We start from the raw sequence: 10,922 nt of genomic DNA, 5'->3' as shown, positions 1-10,922 counted from the left end.
GTGGCTCTGCGGCTCACTGTCATCGGCACCGGTTACCTCGGTGCCACCCATGCCGCCTGCATGGCCGAGCTCGGGCACGAGGTGCTCGGGGTCGACGTCGACGCCGACAAGGTCGCGGCGCTGAACGCGGGCCGGGTGCCCTTTCACGAGCCCGGGCTGGCGGAGCTGCTGGGCAGGCACACCGCGTCCGGGCGGCTGCGGTTCACCACGTCGTACGAGGAGGCGGCGGCCTTCGGCCGGGTGCACTTCGTGTGTGTGGGGACGCCGCAGCGCAAGGACACCGACTCCGGTGCCGCCGACATGACGTATGTCGACGCGGCCGTGGAGGCACTCGCGGCGCATGTGGGCCCGGGCGCGCTGGTGGTCGGCAAGTCGACCGTTCCGGTGGGGACGGCGCGGCGGCTGGCGGGGCGGCTGCCGGAGGGGGCCGAGCTGGCCTGGAACCCGGAGTTCCTGCGGGAGGGTTTCGCCGTACGGGACACGCTGAGCCCGGACCGGCTGGTGCTCGGAGTCGAGAGCCAGGCTGCAGAAACGATTCTGCGTGAGGTGTACGCGGCCGTTATCGAGGCGGGCACGCCGGTGGTGACGGCGGACTTCCCGACCGCGGAACTGGTCAAGACCGCGGCCAACGCCTTCCTGGCCACGAAGATCTCGTTCATCAACGCCATGGCGGAGGTCTGCGAGGCCTCCGGCGGCGACGTCTCCGTACTGGCCCGCGCGATCGGTCACGACGAGCGGATCGGCGCCCGCTTCCTGCGGGCCGGGGTCGGCTTCGGCGGGGGCTGTCTGCCCAAGGACATCCGTGCCTTCGCCGCCCGCGCGGACGAGCTCGGGACGGGTGAGTCGCTGGCCTTCCTCCGGGAGGTCGACGCGATCAACCTGCGGCGCCGGGAGAGGGCCCTGGACCTGGCGCGTGAGCTGTGCGGCGGGTCGCTCGCCGGGAAGCGGGTGGCCGTGCTCGGCGCGGCCTTCAAGCCCGACTCGGACGACATCCGCGACTCGCCGGCCCTTGATGTGGCCGCCCGTGTCCATCTGGAGGGCGCGGAGGTCACCGTATTCGACCCCAAGGCCATGGACAACGCCCGTAAGGCATACCCGGTGCTCGGGTACGCGGTGTCGGCGAAGGACGCGGTGTGGGGGGCCGATGTCGTACTGCACCTGACCGAATGGCAGGAATTCCGGGACCTGGACCCGGCGGAGCTGGCTCGCGGCACCGCCCGGCCGCGGATCATCGACGGCCGGGGGGCCCTCGACGAGAACCGCTGGACGGCCGCCGGATGGTCATTCCACGCATTGGGCCGGACGCGAAAGCCGGTCCTTCCGAACGAGGAGAGACAGTGAACACACCGGAGACGGCGGCGCGGATCCCCGCGCCCTGGGGGGACGTCCCCATCACGGTCGTCATGCCGACCTACAACGAGGCGGCCAATCTGCCGCGTATGGCCGAGATCGTGCTCGGCCTCCCGCTCGCGGGCCTGCATCTGAAGATCGTCGACGACAACAGCCCCGACGGCACCGGGCGGATCGCCGCGGAACTCGCGGAGAAGGCCAACACCGGCGGTCGCAACCGGATGAGCGTCCTGCACCGCACCACCAAGGACGGACTGGGCCGGGCCTACGCGGCCGGCATGTCCGCCGCGCTGGACGAGGGCGCGGAGTTCGTGGTCCAGATGGACGCCGACGGCAGCCATCCCGCCGATGTCGTACCGCAGATGCTCGGCACCGCCCTGTCCACCGGCGCCGGCTTCGTCGTCGGCAGCCGGTATGTCGACGGCGGCTCCCTGGACGAGGACTGGGGCCGGCACCGCCAGATCCTGTCCCGCTTCGCCAACCGCTACGCGCGCGCGATCCTCGACGTCAAGATCCGCGACATCACCGCGGGCTTCAACCTCTGGCGCGCACAGACGCTGCACGACGTCGGCCTCGCCACCCTTGACAGCGCGGGCTACAGCTTCCAGGTGGAACTGAAGTTCCTCGCCGTCCGGCGCGGGCACAACGGCGTCGAGATCCCGATCCGCTTCGAGGAGCGCACCGAGGGCGTCTCCAAGATGAGCCTGTCCACGCAGCTCGAGTCCGCGCTCGTCCCGCTGCGGCTGCGGCTGCGCAACCGCGGCGCCTGAGCCCGTAGCCGGGCCCAGAGCCGGCTCACAGCCGCGCGGCCGCCCCCACCGGGGTCGCCCCGCGGGTGTCCAGCAGAAGCTGGGCCTTCACGGCCAGGCCCTGCAGGTCGTACGTGCGGTGGTGCTGGAGCAGCACCGTCAGATCGGCGTCGGCCGCCGCCTCCCACAGGGAGTCGGCGCGGGGGACCGGGCGGTCCAGGACGCGCCACTGGGGGGCGTACGGGTCGTGGTAGCCGATCTGCGCGCCCAGCTCGATGAGTTTCGCGGCGATCTCGCGGGCGGGGGCGCCCTCCTGGTCGGCGAGGTCGGCCTTGTAGGTGACGCCGAGGAGCAGCACGCGCGCGCCGCGCAGGGACTTGCCGTGCTCGTTGAGGAGGGCGGCGGCGCGCTGGACGACGTAACGCGGCATGCGCGTGTTGACTTCCTGCGCCAGCTCGACCATGCGCAGGGGGTGTCCGAGGACGCGGCCCTGGTAGGAGAGGTAGTTGGGGTCCAGGGGGACGCCGTGGCCGCCGACGCCGGGGCCGGGGCGGAAGGCGTGGAAGCCGAAGGGCTTGGTCTCGGCGCAGCGGATGACATCCCAGATGTCGACCCCGACGTCGTGGCAGAAGACGGCCATCTCGTTGGCCAGGGCGATGTTGACGTGCCGGAAGTTGGTCTCCAGCAGCTTGACGGTCTCCGCCTCGCGCAGACCCCGCGCGCGCACGACGCGTTCGGTGAAGCGCCCGTAGAAGGCGGCGGCGGCCTCGGTGCAGGCGGGGGTGAGGCCGCCGATCACCTTGGGGGTGTTGGCCAGGGTGAAGTCTCGGTTGCCGGGGTCGGCGCGCCCGGGGGAGTAGGCGAGGTGGAAATCGCGGCCTGCGCGCAGGCCGGATTCCTCCAGGATCGGCCGGAGGAACCCCTCGGTGGTGCCGGGGTAGGCGGCCGATTCGAGCACGACGGTGGTGTGCGGCCGCAGTTGCGCGGCGAGCGTACGGGCGGCGGTCCCGACCGCCGTCAGGTCCAGTACGCGGTCCTCGCCCAGCGGTGTCGGCGCGCAGATCACGGCGGTGCGGACCCGGCCCAGCGCGACCGGGTCGGCGGTGGCCCGGAAGCCGCCGGCGAGCATTCGGCGTACGTCGGCGGCGGACAGGGCGCCGGAGGGGACGCGGCCGGCGTTGACGGCTTCGACGGTGGGTGCGTGGGTGTCGTAGCCGATGACGCCGAGCCCGGCGGCGGTGGCCGCCTGCGCGAGGGGGAGTCCGGTGTGGCCGAGTCCGATGACAGCGAGGTCTGCGGGCATGGGGCGGTCCCTCTCCGTACACGAGCCCGAATGGCTCCAAAAACAGGCTAACCAGACATATAGGTGATATGACTGCGCGCCGCGCCGACACGGATGGATGTACGCGGCAGATGAGTGGCCGGGAACGTTGGCCGTCCGCCCGCCGACGGGTAACTCTTGAGGGACGGGGACCCCCAGCACCGGAGGCACGGATGCGTACGGCGAAACTCGGACCGGCGGAGCGGGCGGCGGCGCTCGCACGGATGGCGGAGACAGAGCTCGACATTCTTGTCGTCGGAGGTGGTGTCGTCGGCGCCGGCACCGCCCTCGACTCGGCCACCCGGGGCCTGGCCACCGGGATCGTCGAGGCCCGCGACTGGGCCTCCGGCACCTCCAGCCGCTCCAGCAAGCTCATCCACGGCGGCCTGCGCTACCTCGAAATGCTCGACTTCGCCCTCGTGAGGGAAGCCCTCAAGGAGCGCGGCCTGCTCACCCAGCGGCTCGCCCCCCACCTGGTCAAGCCCGTGCCCTTCCTCTACCCCCTCCAGCACCGCGGCTGGGAGCGGCTCTACGCGGGCTCCGGCGTCGCCCTCTACGACGCCATGGCCCTGACCTCCGGCCACGGCCGCGGCCTGCCCCACCACCGCCACCTCTCCCGCCGGCACGCCCTGCGCATCGCGCCCGGTCTCAAGAAGGACGCCCTCGTCGGCGCCCTCCAGTACTACGACGCCCAGATGGACGACGCCCGCTATGTCGCCACCCTGGTCAGGACCGCCGTCGCCTACGGCGCCCAGGCCGCCAACCGCGCGCGGGTCGTGGGCTTCCTGCGCGAGGGCGAGCGGGTGGTCGGCGCGCGCGTGCAGGACGTCGAGGGCGGCGGCGAGTACGAGGTCCGCGCCCGGCAGATCGTCAACGCCACGGGCGTGTGGACCGACGACACCCAGGCGCTGATAGGCGAGCGCGGACAGTTCCATGTGCGCGCCTCCAAGGGCATCCACCTCGTCGTGCCCAAGGACCGCATCCACTCCACGTCCGGGCTCATCCTGCGCACCGAGAAGAGCGTCCTGTTCGTCATCCCCTGGGGCCGGCACTGGATCATCGGCACCACCGACACCGACTGGGACCTCGACAAGGCGCACCCCGCCGCCTCCAGCGCCGACATCGACTATCTCCTGGAGCACGTCAACTCCGTCCTCGCCGTCCCCTTGACCAGGGACGACGTCGAGGGCGTCTACGCGGGCCTGCGGCCGCTGCTGGCCGGTGAGTCCGAGGCCACCAGCAAGCTGTCCCGCGAGCACACCGTCGCCCACCCCGTGCCGGGGCTCGTGGTCGTCGCCGGCGGCAAGTACACGACCTACCGCGTCATGGCCAAGGACGCCGTCGACGAGGCCGTCCACGCCCTGGACCACCGGGTGGCCGAATGCTGCACCGAGGAGATCCCGCTCGCCGGCGCCGAGGGCTACCACGCCCTGTGGAACGCCCGCGCCCGCATCGCCGCCCGCGCCGGGATCCACGTCGCGCGCATCGAGCACCTGCTCAACCGCTACGGCTCCCTCGCCGAGGAAGTCCTGCAACTCGTCGCCGACGATCCCTCCCTCGGCGAGCCACTCGCCCACGCCGAGGACTATCTGCGCGCCGAGGTCGTCTACGCCGCCTCCCACGAGGGCGCCCGCCACCTCGACGACGTCCTCACGCGCCGCACGCGCATCTCGATCGAGACCTTCGATCGCGGCGCGCGCAGCGCGCGGGAAGCGGCGGAGCTCATGGCCCCCGTCCTCGGGTGGGAGAAGGAGCACACGGAGAAGGAGATCGAGCACTACGAAAAGCGGGTCGAGGCCGAGCGCGAGTCCCAGCGCCAGCCGGACGACCTCACGGCCGACGCCGCGCGTCTGGGGGCGCCCGACATAGTCCCGCTGTGACCGGGCGCCGCCCGGACTCCGCTGCGGAGTGGGCCAGGCCACTGCGGCGACCGGCCCCGGGCCGGTTATCGTGCAGGGGCGAGGGAAAGGGGCCGGCGTGTCGGACCAGGGAAGGCTCGTGGCCGGGAGATACCGGCTCGTCGAGTGCATAGGCCGCGGCGGCATGGGCACCGTGTGGCGCGCGGAGGACGAGCTGCTGGGCCGGCAGGTCGCGGTGAAGAAGCTGCACGCGCCGCACGCGCACCTGCACGAGGACGAGCTGGCGACCCTCTTCGAGCGCACCCGCCGCGAGGCCCGCTCGGCGGCCCGGATCAGCCACCCGAACGTGGTCGTGGTCCACGACGTCGTGGAGGACGAGGGCGTTCCGGCCATCGTGATGGAGTACGTGCCGGCCACGGATCTCGGCGATCTGATCAAGAAGAACGGCCCGGTCGGCCCCGCCGAGGCGGCCCGGATCGGCCGCGGCATGATCGCCGCGCTCCGGGCGGCCCACGCCGCGGGCGTGTTCCACCGCGACGTCAAGCCGGGAAACGTGCTCCTCGCCGCGAACGGCCGCGTCGTGCTCACGGACTTCGGCATCGCGCAGGCGTCGGGGACGTCCACGCTCACCCGCACCGGCGAACTGATCGGCTCGATCGACTTCCTGTCCCCGGAACGCCTCACCGGCGGCGCCGTGCCCGGCCCGGAGGCGGATCTGTGGGCGCTGGGGGCGACGCTGTACCAGGCGGTGGAGGGCAGGTCGCCGTTCCGCAGGGACACCCCGATCGAGACGGCGTACGCGATCGCGGCCGACGAGGTGCCGACCGCGCGCAACGCGGGCGCACTCGCACCGGTGATCGCGGGGCTGCTGGTACGGGACCCGGCCCTGCGCATGTCGGCGGAGGAGGCGGAGCGGCGGCTACGGGGCCCGGCGGCGGAGCCGGACACGGAGACGGCACCTGTGCACAGGAACGCCGTCGCGAACGCACAACCGCAGCCGCCCGCCGTGCCCACCCCCACCCCCACCCCTACGCCTGCGCGCACGGGCACGACGGCCGCGCACGCACTGACGCCCGCGCGCAGGCGCGGCCGCGCCGCCCTCTGGCTTATCGCGGCCCTCGCCGTCGTGGCGGTCGCGGCCGGCGGGACGTATCTGGCGACCGGGCCCGGCGGCGACGCCTCGGCGGCGGCGTCCACGTCGCAGTCCCCGTCCCCCTCCCGGTCCCCGTCCCCGACGGCGTCCGCTTCCGCGTCCCCCTCCATCGCCCCCGTACCCGCCGGCTATCACCTGGCCCACGAACCCGACCGCGGCTACTCGGTCCCCGTCCCCGACGGCTGGACCCGCCAGGCCGACAGCAACGGCGACGTCGACTTCATCGACCCCACCAAAACGGTCGACCTCAAGGTGAGCGCCATGGAGTTCGCCGGCACGAGTCCCATTCAGGGCTGGAAAGAACTCGAACCGCAGACCAGGCAACAGGTTGGTGACACTTACCACCGGCTGCGGATGAACGCCACCCGCTGGCGCGACCAGCCGGCCGCCCTGTGGGAGTTCACCTGGCAGGGCAAGACCCGCACCTGGCACGCCATCGACCTGGGCTTCGGCGAGGAGGGCGGCACGGCCTACGCGATCTATCTCTCCGCGCCGGACGACCAATGGGCCACGTACAAGCCGGTCTTCGACAATGCGGTCGCCGGAATCCGGCTCGCCGGATAACCCACCGGGCAGGGGGTGCGCAAGATCGCCTGGCGGAGTCATGGATGATGGTCCCTTATCCGGAGCAGGAGTGCGGGGGCGGCGTCGCGCTTTCCTGCCGGTCGCATCATCTTCAGTGACTGCAGAGGGATTTCATGGGCGAGGGCCAGGGGCAGGGCGGGGACCGTACGGACGCGGGCGGCGGCACCGACGGACGTCTGGTCGCCGGGCGCTACCGGCTCGGTGCCGTCCTCGGCAAGGGCGGCATGGGCACGGTGTGGCGGGCGCTCGACGAGACCCTGGGCCGCACCGTCGCGGTGAAGGAGCTGCGCTTTCCGCACAACATCGACGAGGACGACAAGCGACGGCTCATCACGCGCACGCTGCGCGAGGCGAATGCGGCCGCCCGGATCCGCAACACCGGCGCGGTGACGGTCTTTGACGTCGTCGAGGAGGACGACCGGCCCTGGATCGTGATGGAGCTGGTCGAGGGCCGCTCGCTGTCCGACGCGATCCGCGAGGACGGACCGCTCACCCCCAAGCGCGCCGCCGAGGTCGGGCTGACCGTGCTCGACGTCCTGAAGGCCGCGCACAAGGAGGGCATCCTCCACCGTGACGTGAAGCCGTCCAATGTCCTGATCGCCGACGACGGCCGCGTCGTGCTCAGCGACTTCGGCATCGCGCAGATCGACGGCGACCCGTCCGTCACCTCCACCGGCATGCTGGTCGGCGCGCCCTCCTACATCTCGCCCGAGCGCGCCCGTGGCCACAAGCCCGGCCCGCCCGCCGACCTGTGGTCGCTGGGCGCGCTGCTGTACGCCTCCGTCGAGGGCCGGCCGCCGTACGACAGGGGCTCGGCCATCGCGACCCTCACCGCGGTCATGACCGAGCCGCTCAAGGAGCCGGCCAACGCCGGTCCGCTCGCCGACGCCATCCACGGCCTGCTCATCAAGGACCCCGCGCACCGCCTCGACGACGACACCGTACGGCCCCTGCTGACCGAGATCGTCAACGCGCCGGACCTCCCCGTCGAACCGGCCCCCGACGTGACCCGCGTCATCCCGCTGGCCGTCGACCCTCAGCCCGTCCCGACCGACGCCCCGCCCGCCACGCGCAAGGCGGTCGCCGACCAGGCGCGCGTGCGCAGCGCGCTCCGGGCGGTACGGAAGACAAAGCCGGCGCCGGAGCCGGGGCCCCTACCCCTGCCTGCGCAGGCGCCGGCCGAATCGGACGGGCGCAGGCGGCGCGCGCTGGTGATCGTGGCGCTCGCGGTCGCACTCGCCGTCCTCGGGACCGTCATAGGGTTCTACCTGGCCGCGACCAGTGGCGACAACAACGACGGCAGCAAGAAGCCGGTGGTGAAGAGCACCGGGTCCGCCTCCCTCGAATCGGCGAAGAACACCGCCGCCGCTTCGGAGTCCGGGTCCGCAGCCGTGTCCGCATCGGCCACCGCCTCGTCGTACATCTCGGCCTCCGCCTCGGCGTCCGTACCCGCCGGCTACACCACCTACAGCAGCGCCAGGGGCTTCTCCATAGCCCTGCCCGACGGCTGGAAGCACGTGGGCGGCTACGTGGACGGCAACGACGGCGGCGCGAAGTTCAGCGCCGGGAGCGCCACCAGCGTCCCCCGTGTCCAGGTGGACTGGACGCGAACCCCCGGCAAGAGCGCGGCGGCGGCCTGGCGGGCGTCGGCGAAGACCGCGGCGAGCCGGTTCAGCGGCTACCAGCAGATCTCCATCAAGACGATCGAGTGGCGCGGCTACCGCACCGTCGCCGACTGGCAGTTCAAGTACACCTCGGGCGGCACGACGATGCGGGCCGTCAACCGTGGCTTTGTCACCGATTCGACCCACGGTTACGCGATCTTCTTCATAGCGCCCGACGCGGACTGGAACAGCGTGAAGATCAAGAAGATGCGGAAGACTTTCTTCGACACCTTCAAACCGGCCAAGTGACCTGGCGCCAGCACGTATCGTGAATCCTTGCGGACAGAAAGCTCCGGTTCCGGACCGGAACTGACGCTTTGGGGAGGCGTCGTGGACGACTACGCGGGACGGGTACTCGCCGACCGCTACCGCCTGCCCAGGCCCCCGGCCGACGAGTTCGAGCTGGTCGAGACCCGCGCGTTCGACACGTACAGCGGCCAGGAGGTGCTCGTCCGGCAGGTCCTCCTCCCGGAGGTGGTCGGCGGCGAGCCGGGCGACGAGGACGCGGGCAGTGACAGCGCGCACCGGGCGCTGGAGGCGGCACGAGCGGCCGCCGCGATACCCGATCATCCCCGACTGGTCCAGGTCTTCGACATATTCGTCGACGGCGGCAGCCTGTGGATCGTCAGCGAACTGGTGTCCGCCCGCCCGCTGGCCGCGCTGCTTGCCGACAAGCGGCTCAGCCCCTACCGCGCCGCCGAGGTCGGCTCCGACGTGCTCACCGCGCTGCTCGCGCTGCACGCGCACGGCTGGACGCACCGCAATGTCACCGCCGGCACGGTGCTGGTCTGCGACGACGGCCGGGCCATGCTCTCCGGGCTCGCGGCCGGCGCCGCGCAGGAAGCGCTCTGCGGCTACAACCCGGTGCCCGTGCACGTCCTGGCCGGCGCGCCCGGTGACGGTGACGAGTGGGCGGGCCCCGACAGCGCGCTGGAGCTGGAACGCGCGCGGCAGGCCCGCATCACGGTCGTCGGCCCGGTGACCGAGCGCTGGGCGCCCGAACAGGCCACGCCCGTCCACGAGAACTGGCAACTGGCCCCGCCGGTCGGCCCGGCCGCCGACCTGTGGGCGCTCGGCTCGCTGCTCTACCGCAGCGTCCAGGGCCATCCGCCCTTCCCCGAGGAGAACACCGCCGAACTGGTCCAGCTGGTCTGCGCCGAACCGCCCGCCTTCGCCGAGGACAGCGGGGCCATGCGGCCCATCGTCGAGTCGCTGCTGCGCCAGGACCCCGCCGAGCGCCCCGACTTCGAGGAGCTGCGCGGCTGGCTGCGCTCGCTGGTCCGCTCCGCCCCCGAGCCCGACCTCGGTCTGCAGACCGTGCCGGTGCCGGCGGACGACCCGCACAAGCTGCCGATCGTACGCCGCCGCGGTGAGCTGGTCCGCAAGCGCAAGCCCGGCTCCGCCCCTTCCGCCGAGCCGGTGCCCCTGCACCCCTCCCACGGCCGCCACAAGCGCGCCAAGTCCGCGAAGGCCCGCTCCTCGCGCGGCCCCCGCAGCCTGGGCCTGACGCTGCTGCTGGCCGTCGCCCTGCTACTGGTCGCGGCCGTCGCGTACGCCGTGCTCTTCCTGCCGGGCAACGGCACCGGCACCAACGGCGCCGGGGGCACGGGCAACGCCTCGCAGACCCTTCCGGCGAAGCTCCCCGGCTCGGGGAACGGTTCGCAGAAGCCGACGCCCACCCCGACCCCGTCGGCCACGGCCTCGAAGACGAGCGCCGCCCCCACCAGCAGCGCGCCCGCCAACACCCCCACCGCCACCGACCTCGGCAGCGACTTCAAGCTCCGCACCGACCCCGAGGGCTTCACCGTCGCCGTCCCCACCGGCTGGACGCGGCACGGCAAGAACGCCAAGGGCCAGGTCATCTACACCGGCGGCGGCCTCCAGCTCATCATCGTCCCCGGCCGCGATTCCGTCGCCGACTTCGGCAGCGACCCGATCGCCTACCAGTCCGACGGCGAGGCCGAGCTCGACGCCTTCCACTCCTCCGACTGGTCCTCCGCGTTCGGCGTGCGCAGCCTCGACCTGAACGGCGTCTCCGCAGCCGAGGGCGAGTACACCTACCGCGAGTCGAGCGGCCGTGAGGTCTACGCCGCCAACCTCGCGATGCTGCGCGGCGGCAAGTACCACGTCGTCATGCTCATCGGCCCGACCTCGCAGACCTCCGACATCAAGCGCGACTTCGACAAAGCGGCCGAAACCTACAGCACTTCCGGCTGACCTCGACTGGGGCATGATGGGCTC

Annotated in this window: 7 protein-coding genes; 6 read left to right on the top strand and 1 reads right to left on the bottom strand. The window is 72.3% G+C overall.

Annotated features, from left to right (window positions below; genetic code table 11):
• Positions 1–6 precede the first annotated feature (6 nt).
• On the top strand, positions 7–1,341 hold the full coding sequence (locus OG607_RS17575) for a UDP-glucose dehydrogenase family protein (protein WP_405736860.1): 1,335 nt from the start codon (positions 7–9) through the stop codon (positions 1,339–1,341).
• A gap of 62 nt (positions 1,342–1,403) precedes the next feature.
• On the top strand, positions 1,404–2,120 hold the full coding sequence (locus OG607_RS17570) for a polyprenol monophosphomannose synthase (protein WP_405736858.1): 717 nt from the start codon (positions 1,404–1,406) through the stop codon (positions 2,118–2,120).
• Positions 2,121–2,145: 25 nt separating this feature from the next.
• Here the strand turns inward: OG607_RS17570 and OG607_RS17565 are convergent, their stop codons facing one another.
• Positions 2,146–3,402: a nucleotide sugar dehydrogenase gene (locus OG607_RS17565; RefSeq protein ID WP_405724119.1), complete on the bottom strand. Its 1,257-nt coding sequence runs from the start codon at positions 3,400–3,402 to the stop codon at positions 2,146–2,148.
• Between the two features lie 191 nt (positions 3,403–3,593).
• Between OG607_RS17565 and OG607_RS17560 the strand changes: the two genes are divergently transcribed.
• The 4 genes from OG607_RS17560 to OG607_RS17545 all read left to right on the top strand — a co-directional run bounded on the left by OG607_RS17560 (position 3,594) and on the right by OG607_RS17545 (position 10,898).
• A complete protein-coding gene (locus tag OG607_RS17560) occupies positions 3,594–5,300 on the top strand; it encodes a glycerol-3-phosphate dehydrogenase/oxidase (protein WP_405724118.1) in 1,707 nt (568 codons plus the stop codon).
• Between the two features lie 97 nt (positions 5,301–5,397).
• Complete coding sequence (locus tag OG607_RS17555) at positions 5,398–6,996, top strand: serine/threonine-protein kinase (protein ID WP_405724117.1); 1,599 nt, start codon at positions 5,398–5,400, stop codon at positions 6,994–6,996.
• A gap of 134 nt (positions 6,997–7,130) precedes the next feature.
• Positions 7,131–8,930: a protein kinase domain-containing protein gene (locus OG607_RS17550; protein ID WP_405724116.1), complete on the top strand. Its 1,800-nt coding sequence runs from the start codon at positions 7,131–7,133 to the stop codon at positions 8,928–8,930.
• A gap of 81 nt (positions 8,931–9,011) precedes the next feature.
• Positions 9,012–10,898, top strand: a complete 1,887-nt coding sequence (locus OG607_RS17545; protein WP_405724115.1) for a protein kinase — start codon at positions 9,012–9,014, stop codon at positions 10,896–10,898.
• The last annotated feature ends 24 nt before the right edge of the window (positions 10,899–10,922 follow it).

Origin of the sequence: Streptomyces sp. NBC_01537 (assembly GCF_045040445.1) — a bacterium.
In the GTDB taxonomy this organism is placed as follows: Bacteria; Actinomycetota; Actinomycetes; order Streptomycetales; family Streptomycetaceae; genus Actinacidiphila.
Note: the sequence above shows the minus strand (reverse complement) of the source record. Positions and strands in the feature narration are given on the sequence as shown.